Here is an 18,579-nt window from a genome sequence, read left to right as displayed (position 1 = left end):
GTCTGGTACAGCTCGACAGCTGGCGGACGAACTCAAAACAAAACCGGTCGTGACTGAAGCTGGCCGAGCGGAACAGTCGGAATCCCGATTTCCGTAAAGCGACGATTGACGATGCGTTGATGTGCAAGTCTTTCGTTTTGGTCACGGCGAGAAACAAGGAATGACATTGTGAGTCAGATCGCCTTCTGGGGTGCGGTCGAATTGGGCCTCGTCTTCGCATTTGTAGCCATCGGCGTCTATCTGGCGTTCCGCGTCCTCGATTTCCCCGATCTGACGGTTGACGGTTCGTTTCCGCTGGGCGCTGCCGTAACCGGTGTACTAATCCTGGCGGGCATGAATGCCTGGCTGGCGGCAGCCATCGCCATGGTTGCGGGTGCTGCTGCCGGGCTTGTAACCGCGACGCTGAACGTGCGTTTCAAGATTCTCAATCTTCTCGCATCTATCCTGACCATGATCGCGCTGTTCTCCGTCAATCTGCGCGTCATGGGGCGTCCCAACATCGCGCTCATCAATCAGGACACCATGCTGACACCGTTCTTCGGTCACGGCATTCCCGAATATTATGTACGTCCGCTGTTCCTTTTCGTGCTGGTCGCCATTGCGGTATTTGTCGTCTGGCGCTTTCTGGAAAGCGATATGGGTCTTGCCATGCGCGCAACCGGCGCCAATCCGAGAATGGCGCGTGCACAGGGCGTTCGTACCGACAGGCAGATCTATCTTGGCATGGCGCTGTCGAACGCACTGGTGGCGCTCGGTGGCTCGCTCTTCGCGCAGACAAACGGCTTTGCCGATGTGACCTCGGGCGTCGGCACCATCGTGGTCGGCCTTGCAGCGGTCATCATCGGTGAAACGCTGTTGCGCAGCCGTTTCATTCTGGTGATCCTGATTGGCTGTGTGCTCGGCTCGATCATCTATCGTATCGCCATCCAGTTTGCGCTTTCGAATGGTGACATTCTTGGCCTGCAGGCATCCGATCTCAACATTGCCACCGCCCTTCTCGTTACCTTCGCCCTGATATTGCCGCGCCTGCGTCGCGGAGGAGCATCGGCATGATCGAACTTTCCAATCTCGATGTCGTGTTCGGTCGCGGCACTCCGCTCGAAAAGCAGGTCTTGAACAAGATCAACCTGACCATGGACCAGGGTTCCTTCGTCACGGTCATCGGGTCGAACGGCGCAGGCAAATCCACGATGCTGGGCGTTCTTGCAGGCGATGTGATCCCCACTGCTGGCAAAGTGGTCATCAGTGGCAAGGATGTGACCCGCAAGCCCACTGCCGAGCGGGCCGGTCTTGTCGCCCGCGTGTTCCAGGATCCGCTGGCAGGCAGCTGCGGTACACTGTCAATCGAGGAAAACCTCGCTCTGGCTGCTTCGCGCGGCAAGACGCGCGGCCTCACCCACGCGCTCAATTCCAAGCGTCGCGCATGGTTTCGCGAGCGTGTGGCGAGCCTCAATCTGGGGCTGGAAAACCGTATGCAGGACCGCATGGAGCTTCTCTCCGGCGGCCAGCGTCAGGCCCTGTCACTGATCATGGCGACGCTTTCCGGTTCGGAAGTACTGCTGCTCGATGAGCATACAGCAGCGCTTGATCCCGGCATGGCCGAGTTCGTGATGGAACTGACCCGGACGCTGATTGCCGAGAATAAGCTGACCGCGCTGATGGTCACCCATTCCATGCGGCAGGCGCTCGATTATGGCGACCGCACGATCATGCTGCATGGCGGCAAGATCCTGCTCGACGTGACCGGCGACAAGCGCAAGACGCTGGGTGTGGAAGACCTCATCGAAATGTTCCGCAAGGTGCGCGGCCAGACGCTCGATGACGATGCGCTGCTGATCGAATAGGAACCTCGTGTTGACGGCGCGCAGCGCAGTATTGCAACCGATACTCCGCTGCGCATCGCCGACTTCCCTTTTACATTGGGGGCCGGTGCAAAGATGCCTCGCTGCCAGCCATTATATGAATGGACTCGACGCCGGAAAGCATAAGGCTGGCGGCGGCTTCGGACTTGAAGCCGGACATGGAGCAGATGGGCTATTTGATACGACAGAGCTTATTGTCTATCTCACCTTGGTGATGGTCATGACGCCGGTCGTAAAACCGTTTCTCTGTACACCATTTTGAAAACTGTGATTAAATTGACTGCTATTGCCGACGTAAACGGGTTTTCCGTTAACGGAAAACGTCTTTCTGCTATCCAAGAGAGTTAACATGAATGCGTTAGCGTCAGGCATATCAATAGCAATAGTCCCTCTGGAGCTTGCACCAAAATCCAGAATTGCTTCTGGATACGGAGCTGCTTCATTCTGGGTCTGAAGAGCATCTCCTCCACTTGTATGAGCCAGAATATTTAACTGCGGCGAACCATCGGCAAGAGAAATCCGCCATTCCCTCTCGGGTGAGTTGCTTGCATAAATCCTATTCGTAGAGAGATTGAATTCCGATGTGTCATACAGTTTCGTTAGGCCAGTGTAAGGCGTTACGTGTTCTTCGAAGAAATTTAGTCTGACATTGTCATAGACAGAAAACTCTCCCCCCCAGAAAATATTGAGCCCTGAGAAAGTCAGCTGTGAAGCATCATACATTTCAACCCGCACACTACCATACTCACCGCGCGATCTCGTCTCCATTTGAATACCAGGGTGTTCCAAAACCATCGAACCTTCACGCTGTAGAGTTAAGCTAAAAGGACGATCACTTCCCAGGTTTAATGCGCCACTCGTGCGCTGGGTTAACGCAAAATGGCCGGACAAAATGCCAAACTCTGTGACTGTGTCGATGAAAGCATCAGGATCACTTTCGGAGGCAGGCCAGTAAACGTCAGAGTCGGCACTCAGAGTTAATGATTTTCCTTCAGCATCCATGACAAATCCAGCGCCGACATTTTTACTGAAATCATTATCTATTTCTTGATAATCTCCACACGATTGGTCATAAACTTGGGTTTCAAATGGGCTCCACTTGGTATATATTTTCATTATTTCTCCTTCTTTGAAGGAGAATTCATAATTCTTGCTGTTTTACATTAGCCATCAGATAAAACTGTTCAGCTTGGAATAGGTTACCCAGACCGGAATATAGTATTCTTACTCTGTCCTAGGCTTCGATAACCATGCAGCACCAAGTCATCCGGCTTATGAGGCGGATGAAAACTATTGCTCAAGTTGATCATGGTTTCGAGCTGCTAAGCGTAGCAGCTCGCAATTGGGATGTGGCAAACCCGCAATCGAGGCCGATCTCGGCCTATATTAATTGCAACAGAACTTCGAAACAGACTTTAACGCCGAGCGTTTCGAAGTGACTCGACGCTGATTGCCAGCAGACATTGGCGGATGATGGGGATAGCGAGCGCCGCATTTTGGCGGCTTTCGAGAATGGCACGCTGCAAGCGCTCCATAACGCGCGCAAGGCTTTCGCCGGTCCAGCGGCTTACTGAATTCTCGACCAGTTTCTTACGGTTGAAGAAGATTGGCGGACGAGCCGCAGCCACAACGACGGACGCGCTTTTACGCTCGGTATCGGCAATGTGGCGCAAGGTCTGTACCTGCTGAAACTGGCGCATCGCCGTGTTGAGCAGGAGAAACGGCGCGGTGCCGGATTTCACGACACGGTCGAAGGAGACTTCGAAACGCGGAAGATCGCCAGCCAAAACCGCATCGATCACCTCGTCGGTGGAAAGACCGGCAACATCGCCGACTGCTTCACGCACATCGTCTATATCGATCCGCTCCTTGCCGCGCGCATAGAGGCAGAGCTTTTCGAGTTCACCCCGCGTGGCAAGACGATCGCCGCCCAGGCTTGCCCGCAGCAGCTGCCGCCCGTCGAGCGTGATCTGCATCTTCCATTCCGCCAGAACATCGTCAATGACACCATCGATACCGCGGCTGTCGTCGGAATAGCAGGGCAAGGCCATACCTGCCGAAGCGTTCTCGACAGCGCTACGCAGACCTGCGCCCTTCTTGAGATCACCGGCTTCAACCAGCACGAACGTCTCAAGCGGCGGTTCAGTCGCAAGAAGCTTGATCGCTTCCGCCAGCTTCTTCTGGCCTGCGGCATTCTTGATCCAGATCAGGCGCTGGCCACCGAACATAGAGATGGTGCGAGCTTCATCGGCGAGTTTGGCCGGGTCGGCCTCGATCTCATCCGCTTCCATGCGAATGACGGCGAACGGGTCGTCCAGCGGCAGTTTGCTTGCTTCGGCAAAACGGCGCGCACGCTCGCTCACCAGCCCCTTGTCGGGGCCGTAAAGCAGCACGACCGGAAACGAATTCGTCGGCCTTGCCAGAAAACTATCGACTTCGTTTGCTTTCTTCTGCGCCATTGCCACTCACTAGCGCAATTCGCTTCCAAACGAAACAGTCACCGGTCGAAGTGACGAGCGGCTGCGAAACAAAATAGTTCATAAAGTTACGAGTTATGCTGTGGGAGCGCTGTTTGACTGTGGCCTCTAACTTGAAGCGATGACGGATCATAATTGCCTTTTGACGCGGCGGTGAATATCTATCCATGTATTTGTTGGAACGAATAGCGGTGGGCTTTGCAGCCTGACCAAGCCAGTTCTCCGCATCGCGTTACAATATAGGTGTTGTGTTGGTTTGGCTGCTGTAAATGAAAAAGCTCGCCGCAATGAAATGCAACGAGCCTTTATGTTCAAATATTCGTATAATAGATCAGCTCTGAAGCCGGCGGCAAATCTCGTCGAGTTGCTCAAGAGAACTATATCGAATCTTGACCTCACCGCCGCGATCACGATGATTGATCTCAACCTTCATGCCAGTAACATCAGAAAGCAGCTTTTCGAGTGCTTTGGTGTCGGCATCTTTCTCAACAGGTCCTGCTTTACCGGGCTTGGCTTCCGCACCACCGCGTGCTTCCGCCTGCGCAAGCGCTTCCACCTGGCGTACCGACAGACCATCTTTGACAATCCGCTCAGCCAGTGCGGTCGGGTTTTCCATCGTGATGAGACTTCGAGCATGACCTGCCGAAAGCGCACCATCGACAATGAAATCCTGCACGGGTTGCGGTAGTTTCAACAGACGCAACGTGTTGGCGACATGGCTCCGGCTTTTGCCGATGACCTGTGCCAGATCATTCTGCGTATAGTCATGATTATCGATAAGCTGTTGATATCCCAAAGCTTCTTCGACCGCATTCAGGTCGGCGCGCTGCACGTTTTCGATGATCGCGATCTCAAGTGCGACACGATCGTCAACGTCACGAACAATAACCGGGATCGTATCGACACCGGCCCGCTGCGAAGCACGCCAGCGACGCTCACCGGCAATCAGTTCGAACCGGTCCGGCTGCCCTGGCGCCGGTCGCACGACGATCGGCTGCACCACGCCATGTTCCTTGATCGACTGCGCCAGATCCTCCAAGTCACCTTCTGAGAACATGCGACGCGGATTGCGCGGATTGCGCGTGACGAATTCAATCGGAACATTCCGTTCGATGGGAACAGGTGCCTTACGCTCTTCGGCAGGGCGATCAATTTCACCGATCAGCGCCGCTAATCCGCGGCCAAGGCGCTTTTTTGAAGGATCATCATTCATCGTTCGGCTTATTCCTGAATTGTTTCGTCGTCGAATCGATTGGTTTAAGCGGCCTGCAATTGTCGCTCGCGCTGGATAACTTCCGATGCGAGTTGCAAATAAGCCTGACTGCCGGCGCATTTCAAATCGTAGAGAATTGCCGGTTTACCGTGTGATGGTGCTTCCGAGACGCGCACATTACGCGGAATGACAGTACGATAGACCTTCTCACCCATGAAAGCGCGAACATCATCCACCACTTGCGCAGCGAGATTGTTGCGGCTGTCGAACATGGTCAGCACAATACCCTGGATCGAAAGCTCGGCATTGATCGACGACCGCACCTGATCGACCGTCTGCAAAAGCTGGCTCAAGCCTTCCAGAGCAAAGAACTCGCATTGCAGCGGCACCAGAACGGAATCGGCCGCAGCCATGGCGTTCAACGTCAGAAGATTGAGCGACGGTGGGCAATCGACAAGCACATAGGAGAACCGCTCCGACACGGAGGAATCGAACCGCAGAGCATCACGCAAGCGCCGTGTACGATCGGCCGACTGCGCAATCTCCATTTCAATGCCAAGAAGATCCAGCGTCGATGGTACGATATGCAGATTGGGAACATCGGTTGGCATTGCAGCATCAGGAACCGACGATTCCTGCGTCAGCACGTCATAGGAAGACAAAGGCCGGTTGCGGCGATCAATACCCAAACCGGTGCTGGCGTTGCCCTGCGGATCGAGATCGACAATCAGTACCGTCTCGCCGATAGCCGCCAATGCCGTAGCCAGATTGATGGCGGTGGTAGTTTTACCCACGCCGCCTTTCTGGTTTGCAATGGTTATGATTCTGGACATTTTGTTCATCACCGTCGCCTTGCTGCTGCCCGCCCCTTCGAAATTTCCAGCCATCAAGCGACTTTGCGCCGAAGATTGGTGATTTCGAGTATGACCGAAGCCTGATCGATAGCACTTTGATGTTGTACCAGATCGAAACTCCAACCGACACGGCTTTCGTCTATCTCACGCTGATAATCCCGACCTTTTTGGAAGAGAGCTTTGGCACCATTGGTCAGCCACAGCTCCGTCAGACCGAAAAGATCGTTCAGCGACGCCAATGCGCGTGCCGTAACCACTTGTGGTGTTTCAATTTTCTCCCACATCGCTTCAATGCGGGTGGAATGGACCCGCGCCGGTACGTGCAAATGTCCCGCTGCAGTGCGCAGGAACGCCGCCTTTTTCCCTGCGCTCTCAATCAGATCGATAGCGCCTCCTGGTTGCTCAGCGAGGAAACAGGCCGTCACAATGCCCGGAAATCCGCCGCCAGAACCAATATCCAACCAGTGCTTGGCGTCACTCGCCAAGGGAAATAGCTGTGCGCTATCCAGAATATGACGGGTCCACAACTCGTTCAGAGTAGAGGGGGACGCAAGATTGATCGCCTTCGACCATTTGCGGAACAAGTCTTCAAAGGCGATCAGGCGGTTCGCTGTTTCACGTGAAACAGCGGGAACGATTGCTTTCAGACTTTCAAAGCGAGTATCGGCGCTCATGCAGCGCCCTGCCCTTCAGACAATTCCGATGCAGCCCGCTGGCGATATCCGAACTTCTTGATCTGTGCGATAAGGAGCGCCAGTGCCGCCGGTGTCATCCCGTCAACGCGCTGCGCCTCGGCAATTGTTTCCGGCCTGCGTTGCTTGAGCTTATGCTTCAACTCATTGGAAAGACCGGATATTCCATCAATGTCCAACCCTGCTGGAATGAGCAGTTGCTCCTCGCGCTCCATCACTGCAATGTCGCTCTTCTGCCGATCCATATAGACGGCATACTGGGCCTCGATCTCCAGCGCTTCCCGCGTTGCCGGATCAACAGCTCCGAGTTCAGGCCAGATCGATTTCAACCGATCCAGATCAATCTCCGGGTAGGACAGAAGATCATAGGCCGAACGGCGCACGCCATCCTGATTGAGACGCAGATCGTAACGGCTAGCCAGATTGGGCGTAATGGTCAGTGACTGTGTCAGTGACCGCGCTTCATCCAACGCCGTTTCCCGCGCTTCAAATCGTTCCTTACGTGCGTGCCCCAATATACCGAGCTTGTCCGCTAGTGGCGTCAGGCGCTGATCGGCATTATCCGCGCGAAGCGACAGACGAAATTCTGCACGTGATGTAAACATGCGATAAGGTTCGCTGACCCCGCGTGACGTCAGATCATCAACCATGACGCCTATATAGGCTTCCGTGCGCTGGATAATGACAGGATCGCCACCAGAAGCTCGACGCGCGGCATTGATGCCCGCGAGCAAGCCTTGTGCACCCGCTTCTTCATAGCCAGTCGTGCCGTTGATCTGCCCCGCCAGAAACAGACCGGTAACTTTCCGGGTTTCAAGGCTGCGCTTCAACTCACGCGGATCGATGAAATCATATTCAATCGCATATCCGGGCTGCAACATAGCGGCCGTTTCAAGCCCCGGTATGGTCTTCAATATGTCGAGCTGCACATCCTCCGGAAGCGATGTCGAAATGCCGTTTGGATAAACGGTATCGTCGTCCAGCCCTTCCGGCTCGAGGAATATCTGGTGGCCGTCACGGTCGCCGAACTTGACAATCTTATCTTCCACCGAGGGGCAGTAACGGGGACCGATGCCCTCGATCGAACCAGAATACATAGCCGAACGATGCAGATTGGCCCGAATGACAGCGTGGGTTTCCGGCGTTGTGCGGGTAATGCCACAATCAATCTGCGGTATGGTGATCCGATCCGTCATGAGAGAGAACGGCACCGGCTCCTCATCGGCGGACTGCATGTCAAGGCTCTGCCAATCAATGGTGCGTCCATCCAGTCGTGGCGGCGTGCCTGTCTTGAGACGCCCAAGCGCAAAGCCGAACGAGGTCAGGCGTTCGGAAAGACCAAGCGCTGGCTTTTCGCCCATGCGGCCAGCAGGAATCTTCTTTTCCCCAATATGGATCAACCCATTCAGGAACGTGCCGGTCGTCAGCACCACAGCGCCACATGACAGGGTCCGCCCATCGGACAAAACAACCCCGGTGATGCGTCCGTGTTCTTCCCGAAGGTCGTGCGCGCCGCCTTCGACAACAAATAGATTGTCCTGGGCCGCGATCATCTTCTGCATGGCAAGCCGATAAAGCTTGCGGTCAGCCTGAGTTCGAGGTCCGCGAACAGCAGGCCCTTTTCGGCGGTTCAGTAGACGAAACTGGATACCGGCTTCATCGGCGACACGCCCCATCAAGCCATCGAGTGCATCGATCTCACGTACAAGATGCCCTTTTCCCAGCCCACCAATGGCAGGGTTGCAGGACATAACGCCAATAGTATCAAAGCGATGTGTTACAAGCGCAGTTCTGGCGCCGGCGCGCGCAGCTGCAGAAGCAGCCTCGCATCCCGCGTGGCCGCCGCCGATCACAATGACATCAAAGACTGTGGCTTCGGTCGAACTCATTTGGTTCATCCTGACGCAACTCGAATCCGTTTCTGAAAGATGTCTCTTTGACACGAATAGGCTTGAAACGGAAGATCAAATTGGTCGTCGACTTGATCAAATCTCGGCGACGAGCCGACTCACGGATGGAGGAGTGAGTCAATCACCTTGGCGAGATTCCACAGATGTTTCACGTGAAACAATTTTCAGGATCAATCGGCCCGTGTTTCACGTGAATCATTTTCCGATGCAGAACTGAGAGAAAATAACGTCCAAAATTTCTTCCACATCGACATCACCAGTAATACGTCCGAGATACTGGGATGCAAGGCGCATGTTCTCTGCGCGGAGTTCAAGCGGAAGGTTTGTACCGTTTATCGCCCTATCGATCTCGGTGACAGTAGATCGCAGAAGGTTGATATGTCTCTGCCGCGTGGGCACGGCATCCTCTATCTGGCCTATCTGCTCTTCCGCGAAATTCTGAAGATTCGTAAGTAGTTGGTCCAGTCCTTCGCCAGTTTTTGTTGAAATGCGGTAGGTCCAGCAATCGGCAGATTCAGCATTCAGATCAGCTTTTGTGCCGATTTTCCATAAAGCTTCTGGTATTTCGTCGGAAGCGACAGCTATGGGATCGTTCATATCTTCAAGCAGCAGAACCAAATCGGCATCGGCCATACGCGCGCGGGCGCGTTCAATTCCGATTTTTTCGACGGAACTATCGGTCTCCCGCAAACCTGCCGTGTCTGTCACGTAAACCGGGATGCCGCCCAGATCGAGTTTGACCTCCAGAAGATCGCGGGTCGTTCCCGCCTCTTCCGAAATGATCGCTACTTCGCGCCCGGCCAGAAAGTTCAGCAAGCTGGATTTACCGGCATTCGGTGCACCAACAATCACGACATGCAGTCCGTCGCGCAACATCGAAGCGCGCTTGCCGCTCGCTATATGGTTCTCGATCTCACTCTTTAACAGTGCCAGTGACTGCCAGACCTGCTCCGATACGGAACCAGGAACATCGCTTTCATCGGCAAAGTCGAGTTCCGCTTCTATAAAGGCGCGTGCACGCAACAGACGCTGACGCCATTCCGTGTAAAGCTCACGCTGCGTACCAGAAGCGACTTGCAATGCGAGCCGCCTCTGTCCCTCGGTTTCCGCGGCGATCAGATCCGCAAGGCCTTCGGCGATCGTCAAGTCCATCTTGCCATTAGAAAAAGCACGTCGCGTAAACTCTCCAGCTTCCGCTATACGGCAACCATGCAGCTCTCCCATTTCCGACAAGAGCTTCTCAACGACTGCTTTGCCGCCATGCAAATGAAATTCAGCGCAATCTTCGCCGGTAAAACTGTTCGGTCCAGGGAAAAAAAGCGCCAGTCCACGGTCGATTGGATCACCATTTCGGCTACGGAATAGCTTGTAGGCTGCATATCGTGGTGTCGGTATGGAGCCGACTATCGTTTCGAGTACGAATCGAACTTTGGGGCCGGAAATGCGTACCACAGCAACGCCGGATGGCAGACGCCCGCTCGACAAAGCAAAAATCGTATCTTGAAGGGAAGCGATCTCGCTCATTTCATTTCCTGACCTATAATCAATAAGGACGAAAGCAACCAAACGGATGCTGATGGAATGGCATATTCATTCGTGCAGTGAAAGAAAAGCCCTATGACAGAGTTAGACCGCAATCGCCTTGCTGGCAGTAACCGCCTTGCCGAAGAACCGAGTGCCTATCTGCGCCAGCACGCCGATAATCCTGTTCACTGGCAGCCGTGGGGTAAAGAGGCGTTGGATGCTGCGAAGGAGCTCGACCGGCCCATTCTGCTTTCGGTTGGCTATGCGGCCTGCCACTGGTGTCACGTCATGGCGCATGAGTCCTTTGAAAATCCCGATGTGGCGGAAGTGATGAATGCCTTGTTTGTCAATGTGAAAGTGGACCGTGAGGAACGGCCCGACATAGACCAGATATATATGGCAGCGCTTGGAGCGATGGGGCAACAGGGCGGCTGGCCGCTCACCATGTTTCTGAGGCCAGATGGCAAGCCCTTCTGGGGAGGAACCTACTTTCCCCCGCACAAGCGCCACAACATGCCCGGCTTTGTCGATATGCTGCATGCGGTTAATAACCTTTGGAATAAGGATAAAGAAAAAATTAACCATAATGCGCAGGCTGTGTTCGATCATCTCGAAGGCAGGCTGGCAGCGCAGATCGCGCCGGTGGTGAACGAAGTCGAACGATTTGACGAGATTGCGACACGCATCAACAGCCTGATTGATCCGGTCCGGGGCGGAATAGAAGGAGCACCTAAATTCCCCAACGCGCCTTTCATGGACAATCTGTGGCTCTCTTGGCTCTACGGGCGTAATGAGACGCATCGGGACAATTTCCTCCTGTCTCTCAAGGTGATGCTGCAGGGCGGGATTTACGACCATCTGGGTGGCGGACTTTGCCGTTACTCCACCGATGCCAATTGGCTGGTCCCGCATTTTGAAAAAATGCTCTACGACAATGCTCAATTCATTCGACACGCCAACTACGCTTTCGCCGAAACCGGAAATGATTTGTTTCGCTTACGAATCGAAGAAACTATCGATTGGTTGATCCGTGAAATGCGTTTGCCCGACGGAAGTTTTGCATCCAGCCTCGATGCCGACAGCGAAGGGGAAGAAGGACGGTTTTACGTCTGGAGCGAGCAGGAAATCGATCAGGCGCTTGGCAACGATAGCGAAGCCTTCAAGGACTATTACGGCGTCACAGCGGGTGGAAACTGGGAAGGCCAGAACATTCTGAACCGCCTTGATGCCGTCGATGGTGATGCAATCCTGCCGCCATTGATCGAAACATCGCGGCAAAAACTGCTGGCACGTCGTGAATTGCGGGTACGGCCCGGATGCGATGAAAAAGCACTGACCGACTGGAACGGACTTGCTATCCGGGCATTGGCCGAAGCAGGTCGGAGTTTTGGAAGACAGGACTGGATCGACCTCGCGGTTGATGCCTATCGCTCCATAGCGAGCAGTTTTCGTGATGGCCGCATCGCACATTGCCGCATGGAAAACTCTCTTCTCTACCCTGCCCTTTCGACCGATTATGCATCGATGATCAACGCAGCTATAGCCCTCTATGAGGCAACGGGCGAATGGGTTTATATCGATGACGCATTGAAACTCAAAAAGGCGCTCGATGACAGCCATCGCGATGGTGCCGGTAATTATCGCCTGTCGGCGCTGGACGCTGATGACGTCATCCTGCACACTTATGGCGATTATGATGAAGCAATACCGAGCGCGACCAGCCAGATCATCGAAGCACTGACACGACTGTTTCTGGCGACGGGCAATATCGATCTCTATCAAAGCAATGAGAAGCTGATCGAACAGGCGCTTGGCCGAGCCTTCGCACAGCAATATGGGCAAATTGGAATATTGAATGCGGCCCGTTTTGCAGCTGAACCACTTTCTCTTGTCGTGGCCACAGACGATAACGCCGGAGAACTTGTTTCGACAGCGAATCGAAATCCAGACCCAAGACGCTTAGACAAGTTCGTGTGGTTCGAGATTGGCAAGACAGTAGAGCTACCGACCGGGGGAACTGCAGAGCCTGAGCATCCATCAGCCTGGTTCTGCAAGGGACATGTTTGTCTACCACCTGTCCAGAACGCCGATGCTTTGCGACTGCTCCTCGGCAAGGCATCCTGAAATAAGAAGCGCCGCAACGGTTTCCCGCGCGGCGCTTCTCAAACGGTTTGAACCGAGTAATTTTTACGTATTCATCGAATCGAAGAATTCGGAATTGCTCTTGGTCTGCTTGAGCTTATCGATAAGGAATTCGATCGCATCGGTCGTGCCCATCGGCGCGAGGATACGGCGCAGAACGAAAATCTTCTGCAGATCGGCGCGCGGTACGAGCAGGTCTTCCTTGCGGGTGCCGGACTTGAGAATGTCCATGGCCGGGAAGATGCGCTTGTCGGCAACCTTGCGGTCAAGCACGATTTCCGAGTTACCGGTGCCCTTGAATTCTTCAAAGATCACTTCGTCCATACGGCTGCCCGTATCGATCAGCGCGGTTGCGATGATGGTCAGCGAACCGCCTTCTTCGATATTGCGCGCGGCACCGAAGAAGCGCTTCGGGCGCTGCAATGCATTGGCGTCCACACCACCGGTCAGAACCTTGCCGGAAGACGGCACAACCGTGTTGTAAGCGCGACCAAGACGGGTGATCGAGTCGAGCAGGATCACAACATCGCGACCATGTTCAACAAGGCGCTTGGCCTTTTCGATGACCATTTCAGCCACCTGAACGTGACGCGCTGCCGGTTCATCGAAGGTCGAGGAAATCACTTCGCCCTTCACCGAGCGCTGCATGTCGGTCACTTCTTCCGGACGTTCGTCGATCAGAAGAACGATCAGATAGCATTCCGGATGATTTGCGGTGATCGAATGGGCGATGTTCTGGAGAAGAACAGTCTTACCGGTACGCGGCGGAGCGACGATCAGGCCGCGCTGGCCCTTGCCGAGCGGTGCCACCAGATCAATGACACGCGGCGAAAGATCCTTGGAAGTTGGAACTTCCAGTTCCATCTTGAAGCGCTCATTCGGGTAGAGCGGCGTCAGATTGTCGAAATGAACCTTGTGCCGGATCTTTTCCGGATCTTCGAAATTGATCGAATTAACCTTGAGCAGCGCGAAATAACGTTCGCCTTCCTTGGGACCGCGGATCGGACCTTCGACCGTATCACCGGTCTTGAGAGAAAAACGACGCAGCTGCGAGGGTGAAATATAAATATCGTCTGGGCCCGGCAGGTAGTTGGCATCAGCAGAGCGCAGGAAGCCAAATCCATCCTGCAGCACCTCAACGACGCCCTCGCCGATAATTTCGACGTCCTGGGCCGCCAGCTTCTTGAGGATCGCGAACATCAGTTCCTGCTTGCGCATGGCGCTCGCGTTTTCGACCTCAAGTGTTTCGGCAAAAGCCAGCAGCTCCACCGGTGTCTTGTTCTTTAGTTCTTGTAGTTTCATTTCCTGCATGGATGAGGAACTCTTTTTAAAATGTAAGGAGAAAATGCAGTTGTTCGGAAAGGTGGCCACCTGAACGTCGTGACCGGCATCGAAGGCCTGCTGTCTTGAAGGGAAGAGGCTTCCTACATACTGACTTGCAGCATGCAGAGCAAGCCTCATGTAGGGATAGCGCGAAATTTCTGCAACAGAAAAATGGCAGAAACCCGGCGAGCGGGTTTCTTTCTCGAGACTGTATTCCGATTAAAACGGCTTAACGATCACCAGTATGACGATCAGAATCATCAGAATCGTCGGCACTTCATTGATGATTCGCCAGTGTTTGGCCGAGCGCATATTGCGGTCTTCAGCAAAAAGTCGGGTCGACTTGGCGAGGTAGCCGTGCAGGCCGGACATCAGCACGACCAGCAGCAGTTTTGCATGCAGCCAGCCACCCTGGAAACCGAAGATTTCCCAAGCCATCCAGAGACCGGCAATCCAGGTCACGATCATGGCCGGATTGATGATGAAGCGCAGCAACCGTTTCTCCATCACCTTGAAGGTCTCCGATGTTTCGGAACCAGGCTTTGCAGCGCAGTGATAGACGAAGAGGCGCGGCAGATAGAGCATCCCCGCCATCCATGCGATGACGGCAATCACATGCAGCGACTTGATCCAGAGATAGGCGTCGGCTGGATTCACGTGAAACAATGCCCAGACGCCAAGCGCGACCACAACCAGCGAAACAACAGTGCGAATGGCGACTGCCGAGCCGCGATTTTCCGGAGCTGTCTGGCTCATGATTTTCCTCCGCGAATACGGTCGATCATGCGCTGAACATTTTCAATCGGCGCCTGCGGTGTGATTCCGTGACCGAGATTGAAGATCAGCGGACCCTGGCCGAGGCGTTCGAGAATGGTGTCCACGCCTTCATCCAGCGCATTGCCGCCTGCTACAACGCGCAGCGGATCGAGATTGCCCTGTATCGCGCCTTCTTCCTGAAGGGCGGCAGCAAAGGAAAAGGGAACAGACCAGTCAAGACCGAGCGCATCCACACCGGTCTTTTCACGATAGCCTGCATAAAGCATTCCTGCCCCTTTCGGGAAGCCGATGATGCGCGCCTCCGGATAAACCGCCCTCACCTTCTGGACGATCCGGGCAACGGGCCGGATGCAGAAACGCTCAAAGCAGTCCTCATCCAAAACGCCCGACCATGAATCGAAAATCTGAACCGCATCAGCACCGGCATCCAGCTGCTCGATAAGATATTCGGCAGAAACATCGGCAAGATCGTTCAGGAGCTTTTCAAAAGCTTCGGGGAAGCGATAGGCGAAAAGACGGGCGGGTGCCTGATCCGGCGTGCCGTGACCGGCAATCATATAGGTCGCAACGGTCCAGGGAGCGCCACAGAAGCCCAGCAGCGTGGTTTCGTCGGGCAACTGCTCGCGCAGCAGCCGAACCGTCTCGTAGACCGGCTCCAGCCTTTTGGCGACACCTTCCGTCTCAAGCCAGAAAATCTCGTCCGCATCAATCGGTGTCATCAAAGGTCCCTTGCCTTCTTCAAAGCGAAGGTCACGTCCAAGGGCGTGGGGAATGACAAGAATATCTGAAAAGAGAATGGCTGCATCAAAGCCAAACCGGCGGATCGGCTGAAGGGTCACTTCGACAGCAAGATCGGGCGAATAGCAGAGATCGAGAAAGCTCCCCGCCTTTTTCCGCGTCTCGCGATATTCGGGAAGATAGCGTCCGGCCTGGCGCATCATCCAGATGGGAGGTGGAAAGACCGTTTCACCGTCAATCACTCTCAAGACTTTGCGCTTCATCTGATTTTTATCCGCCCTGTTGGTTACCTGATCCGGTTTGGTCTGAAGTTATCCAGTCCGGCTCTCATAAAGAAAGGATGATTCAGGAATCTTTTGATTCTTAGAGTCTGTTGGAATCGGGGATTAAGGTCTGTCCCTGTTTTCCCCACAGTTCCGAATTTGCCATGTCATCCTGTGCAATCATTCACCGATAGTCTGACCAAATACAATGAAAACTCAATTCCCTCTTTTAATATAAAGGGTTACCAATTGACGCAGTTCATGAGGATTTGTGGAAAAGCTGGGAATTACGATGGGATTTCGCGTTTTCATGAGTCTTGTCCACACATGTTGATGACCACTCGCCACATGTTCGCCCGCTGTGGATGACTTGCCAAGTTTCCCACGGCCTGCCATGGCTTGTGGAAGACGTTCGGCCTTTACGCACAGCCGTCAACAGGAGGGCAACAAAACTGTGACCAGACCGCTTTCCTACTTTCATCTTCATCTTATTTCTGATGCGACGGGAGAGACTCTCCTCGCGGCGGGCCGTGCGGCAGCGGCGCAATATGCCAATGCGCGTGCCATCGAGCACATCTATCCGCTGATCCGTACCGAAAAGCAGCTGCGCAAGGTTCTTGAGGGCATCGATGCGGAACCCGGCATCGTTCTCTATACGATTGTCGACCAGAAGCTGGCGGCGATCATCGATGATTCCTGCGCGGAAATGGGCGTGCCGAGCGTTTCCGTGCTGGAGCCGGTGCTGAACACGTTTCAATCCTACCTCGGTGCGCCCGCGCATCGCCGCGCCAGCGCACAGCATGTTCTCAATGCCGATTATTTCCGGCGCATCGACGCGCTCAATTTCACGATGGAGCATGATGACGGGCAATTGCCTTATGACATTGAGGAAGCCGACGTCATTCTTGTCGGCATTTCACGCACATCCAAGACACCGACAAGCATCTATCTCGCCAATCGTGGCATCAAGGCCACCAATGTTCCGATTGTGCTGGGGATTCCCTTGCCCGAAGTCCTTTTCACGGCGAAGCGTCCATTGATCGTGGGACTGGTCGCGACGGCTGAACGGATTTCGCAAATCCGCCAGAACCGGCCACTCGGCAATGTGCCGTCGCTGGATACGGGTCTTTATACGGATCGCGTATCGATCTCGGAAGAGCTGGCCTATGCGCGTAATATATGCAACCGAAACGGCTGGCCAATCATTGATGTATCGCGCCGGTCGATCGAGGAAACCGCAGCTGCCATTCTGGCGCTGCTCCGCGCGCATAACGAAAAGGGATAAACAAGGATCCTGTCATGACGGACAAACTCGTTCTTGCCTCTAAAAGCCCCTTCCGTTCGGCGTTGCTGAAGAATGCCGGCATAGAGTTTTCAACAGCAAGCGCGGATATCGACGAGCGCGCGGTCGAAGCCCCACTTTATAAAACGGGCGCTACGCCGGAAGAAGTCGCACAGGTTCTGGCCGAGGCGAAGGCGCTCGACGTAAGCGAGAAGAACCCCGGCGCGGTGGTGATCGGCTGCGATCAGACATTGTCGCTCGGTGACGAGATTTTCCACAAGCCCGCCGATATGGAAGCGGCGCGCCGCCAGCTTCTGAAATTTTCCGGAAAGACCCATCAGCTCAACAGTGCGGTTGTGCTTGTGAAGGACGGCAAAACCCTGTGGCGCCACGTTTCGATTGCCCGCATGACCATGCGCGATCTGGATCCCGGTTTTGTCGGGCGTTATCTCGGTCGTGTGGGGGACGTCGCGCTTTCGAGCGTCGGCGCCTATCAGGTCGAAGGACCGGGCATCCAGCTTTTCGATAAGATCGAAGGCGATTATTTCACGATTGTCGGTCTGCCGCTGCTGCCGCTGCTGGCTGAACTGCGGAAGGAAAAACTGATCGATGGCTAAGAAGGCGTTTGTCACCGGCTTTCCGATAAGACATTCGCGGTCGCCGCTGATCCATGGTTTCTGGCTTGATGAACTTGGGATCGACGGTTCTTATGAGGCGATAGAAGTGAAGCCGGAAGATTTCAGCTTCTTTGCTTCGTCGCTTGCCGAAAACGGTTTTGCCGGTGGCAATGTCACCATTCCCCACAAGGAAGCAGCCTATGCTGCGGTGGAAAGTCTGGATGAGGCCGCGAAGGCTATCGGCGCGGTCAACACGCTTTGGCTTGAAAATGGCAGGCTCCATGGCGGCAATACTGATGCCTATGGTTTTGCCGCCAATCTCGATGCATCGGCTTCCGGCTGGGATAATGCCGACAGTGCCCTTGTTCTGGGCGCTGGTGGCGCAAGCCGGGCAATCGTCCACGCGCTGTTGTCGCGCGGCTTTAAGAAAGTCGCCATCGTCAATCGCACGGTGAGTCGGGCGCAAGATCTCGCAACCCATTTCGGACCGCGTGTCTCGGCGTATGGCTGGGATGCGGCGCAAAAACTGGTCTCCGACGCCGGATTGATCGTCAACACGACATCGCTTGGCATGAGCGGTCATGACGAGCAGGAGGTATTCCCGCTCGATCTTGGCAAAGCGTCGCGAAAGGCGGTTGCCACCGATATTGTTTATGTACCGCTCAAGACGCCCTTTCTGAAAAAGGCCGAAGAAGCAGGTCTGGTGACAGTGGACGGTCTTGGCATGTTGCTGCATCAGGCCGTTCCAGGTTTCGAGCGCTGGTTCGGCAAAAGGCCGCTAGTGACGAAAGCGCTGCGTGAGCATATTCTGGCGGATATGGCAAAGGCTGGCGCTCTGGTATCTGGATCAAAAAGCGTCAAGCCGCAGTGAAAATGGTGATTTTCGAGAACCGGAGCAGAGTGTA

General features: G+C 54.5%; 16 protein-coding genes. 6 read left to right on the top strand and 10 right to left on the bottom strand.

Translation table 11 applies throughout. The features are described 5' to 3' along the window. Positions 1–168 precede the first annotated feature (168 nt). Positions 169–1,053 (top strand): ABC transporter permease, encoded by an 885-nt coding sequence (locus OANT_RS04470; protein ID WP_012091079.1) that lies wholly within the window; start codon positions 169–171, stop codon positions 1,051–1,053. After that, a complete protein-coding gene (locus OANT_RS04465; protein WP_012091078.1) occupies positions 1,050–1,844 on the top strand; it encodes an ABC transporter ATP-binding protein in 795 nt (264 codons plus the stop codon). Before OANT_RS04470 ends, OANT_RS04465 begins: the two co-directional genes overlap by 4 nt. 216 nt (positions 1,845–2,060) lie before the next feature. Here the strand turns inward: OANT_RS04465 and OANT_RS04460 are convergent, their stop codons facing one another. From OANT_RS04460 to mnmE, 7 genes are all read right to left on the bottom strand, one after another. After that, positions 2,061–2,978: a hypothetical protein gene (locus OANT_RS04460; RefSeq protein WP_012091077.1), complete on the bottom strand. Its 918-nt coding sequence runs from the start codon at positions 2,976–2,978 to the stop codon at positions 2,061–2,063. Positions 2,979–3,277: 299 nt separating this feature from the next. After that, a complete protein-coding gene (gene holA, locus OANT_RS04455; protein ID WP_012091076.1) occupies positions 3,278–4,321 on the bottom strand; it encodes a DNA polymerase III subunit delta in 1,044 nt (347 codons plus the stop codon). 349 nt (positions 4,322–4,670) lie between these two features. Beyond that, the gene (locus tag OANT_RS04450; RefSeq protein WP_010657644.1) at positions 4,671–5,552 is read right to left on the bottom strand and encodes a ParB/RepB/Spo0J family partition protein; all 882 of its coding nucleotides are present in this window, start codon (positions 5,550–5,552) and stop codon (positions 4,671–4,673) included. A gap of 44 nt (positions 5,553–5,596) precedes the next feature. Continuing rightward, positions 5,597–6,394: a ParA family protein gene (locus OANT_RS04445; protein WP_010657645.1), complete on the bottom strand. Its 798-nt coding sequence runs from the start codon at positions 6,392–6,394 to the stop codon at positions 5,597–5,599. 44 nt (positions 6,395–6,438) lie between these two features. Then, positions 6,439–7,080 (bottom strand): 16S rRNA (guanine(527)-N(7))-methyltransferase RsmG, encoded by a 642-nt coding sequence (rsmG, locus tag OANT_RS04440; RefSeq protein ID WP_012091074.1) that lies wholly within the window; start codon positions 7,078–7,080, stop codon positions 6,439–6,441. Next, positions 7,077–8,987: a tRNA uridine-5-carboxymethylaminomethyl(34) synthesis enzyme MnmG gene (gene mnmG / locus OANT_RS04435; protein WP_012091073.1), complete on the bottom strand. Its 1,911-nt coding sequence runs from the start codon at positions 8,985–8,987 to the stop codon at positions 7,077–7,079. Before mnmG ends, rsmG begins: the two co-directional genes overlap by 4 nt. Before the next feature lie 216 nt (positions 8,988–9,203). Next, positions 9,204–10,532, bottom strand: coding sequence for a tRNA uridine-5-carboxymethylaminomethyl(34) synthesis GTPase MnmE (gene mnmE / locus OANT_RS04430; RefSeq protein WP_012091072.1), 1,329 nt, complete (start codon positions 10,530–10,532; stop codon positions 9,204–9,206). Positions 10,533–10,625: 93 nt separating this feature from the next. On the opposite strand from mnmE, the gene OANT_RS04425 reads away from it, so the two are divergent. After that, the gene (locus tag OANT_RS04425) at positions 10,626–12,656 is read left to right on the top strand and encodes a thioredoxin domain-containing protein (RefSeq protein WP_012091071.1); all 2,031 of its coding nucleotides are present in this window, start codon (positions 10,626–10,628) and stop codon (positions 12,654–12,656) included. A gap of 63 nt (positions 12,657–12,719) precedes the next feature. Here OANT_RS04425 and rho read toward each other — a convergent pair whose 3' ends face one another. The 3 genes from rho to hemE form a co-directional block, all read right to left on the bottom strand. Continuing rightward, positions 12,720–13,985, bottom strand: a complete 1,266-nt coding sequence (rho, locus tag OANT_RS04420; protein ID WP_012091070.1) for a transcription termination factor Rho — start codon at positions 13,983–13,985, stop codon at positions 12,720–12,722. Positions 13,986–14,216: 231 nt separating this feature from the next. Then, positions 14,217–14,753 carry a protoporphyrinogen oxidase HemJ gene (gene hemJ, locus OANT_RS04415; RefSeq protein WP_010657651.1) on the bottom strand — a complete coding sequence of 179 codons (537 nt, stop codon included), beginning with the start codon at positions 14,751–14,753 and terminating at the stop codon, positions 14,217–14,219. Beyond that, positions 14,750–15,775, bottom strand: a complete 1,026-nt coding sequence (hemE, locus tag OANT_RS04410) for a uroporphyrinogen decarboxylase (protein ID WP_010657652.1) — start codon at positions 15,773–15,775, stop codon at positions 14,750–14,752. The genes hemJ and hemE overlap by 4 nt, the downstream gene beginning before the upstream one ends. A 454-nt stretch (positions 15,776–16,229) precedes the next feature. On the opposite strand from hemE, the gene OANT_RS04405 reads away from it, so the two are divergent. The 3 genes from OANT_RS04405 to OANT_RS04395 are packed head-to-tail and all read left to right on the top strand — an operon-like array spanning position 16,230 to position 18,545. Continuing rightward, on the top strand, positions 16,230–17,060 hold the full coding sequence (locus tag OANT_RS04405) for a pyruvate, water dikinase regulatory protein (protein WP_012091069.1): 831 nt from the start codon (positions 16,230–16,232) through the stop codon (positions 17,058–17,060). Positions 17,061–17,074: 14 nt separating this feature from the next. Further along, positions 17,075–17,674, top strand: a complete 600-nt coding sequence (locus OANT_RS04400) for a Maf-like protein (RefSeq protein WP_012091068.1) — start codon at positions 17,075–17,077, stop codon at positions 17,672–17,674. Then, positions 17,667–18,545 (top strand): shikimate dehydrogenase, encoded by an 879-nt coding sequence (locus OANT_RS04395; RefSeq protein WP_012091067.1) that lies wholly within the window; start codon positions 17,667–17,669, stop codon positions 18,543–18,545. Before OANT_RS04400 ends, OANT_RS04395 begins: the two co-directional genes overlap by 8 nt. The last annotated feature ends 34 nt before the right edge of the window (positions 18,546–18,579 follow it).

Origin of the sequence: Brucella anthropi ATCC 49188 (assembly GCF_000017405.1) — a bacterium.
GTDB lineage: Bacteria > Pseudomonadota > Alphaproteobacteria > Rhizobiales > Rhizobiaceae > Brucella > Brucella anthropi.
The sequence above is the reverse complement of the archived record's forward strand: the minus strand, read 5'-3'. Positions and strand labels throughout refer to the sequence as shown.

Excerpts from the sequence above, each read along its gene's own strand:
- OANT_RS04465 (WP_012091078.1), top strand. The coding sequence starts at position 1,050 with ATGATCGAACTTTCCAATCTCGATGTCGTGTTCGGTCGCGGCACTCCG.
- OANT_RS04460 (WP_012091077.1), bottom strand. The coding sequence starts at position 2,978 with ATGAAAATATATACCAAGTGGAGCCCATTTGAAACCCAAGTTTATGAC.
- holA (WP_012091076.1), bottom strand. The coding sequence starts at position 4,321 with ATGGCGCAGAAGAAAGCAAACGAAGTCGATAGTTTTCTGGCAAGGCCG.
- OANT_RS04450 (WP_010657644.1), bottom strand. The coding sequence starts at position 5,552 with ATGAATGATGATCCTTCAAAAAAGCGCCTTGGCCGCGGATTAGCGGCG.
- OANT_RS04445 (WP_010657645.1), bottom strand. The coding sequence starts at position 6,394 with ATGAACAAAATGTCCAGAATCATAACCATTGCAAACCAGAAAGGCGGC.
- rsmG (WP_012091074.1), bottom strand. The coding sequence starts at position 7,080 with ATGAGCGCCGATACTCGCTTTGAAAGTCTGAAAGCAATCGTTCCCGCT.
- mnmG (WP_012091073.1), bottom strand. The coding sequence starts at position 8,987 with ATGAGTTCGACCGAAGCCACAGTCTTTGATGTCATTGTGATCGGCGGC.
- mnmE (WP_012091072.1), bottom strand. The coding sequence starts at position 10,532 with ATGAGCGAGATCGCTTCCCTTCAAGATACGATTTTTGCTTTGTCGAGC.
- OANT_RS04425 (WP_012091071.1), top strand. The coding sequence starts at position 10,626 with ATGACAGAGTTAGACCGCAATCGCCTTGCTGGCAGTAACCGCCTTGCC.
- rho (WP_012091070.1), bottom strand. The coding sequence starts at position 13,985 with ATGCAGGAAATGAAACTACAAGAACTAAAGAACAAGACACCGGTGGAG.
- hemJ (WP_010657651.1), bottom strand. The coding sequence starts at position 14,753 with ATGAGCCAGACAGCTCCGGAAAATCGCGGCTCGGCAGTCGCCATTCGC.
- hemE (WP_010657652.1), bottom strand. The coding sequence starts at position 15,775 with ATGAAGCGCAAAGTCTTGAGAGTGATTGACGGTGAAACGGTCTTTCCA.
- OANT_RS04400 (WP_012091068.1), top strand. The coding sequence starts at position 17,075 with ATGACGGACAAACTCGTTCTTGCCTCTAAAAGCCCCTTCCGTTCGGCG.
- OANT_RS04395 (WP_012091067.1), top strand. The coding sequence starts at position 17,667 with ATGGCTAAGAAGGCGTTTGTCACCGGCTTTCCGATAAGACATTCGCGG.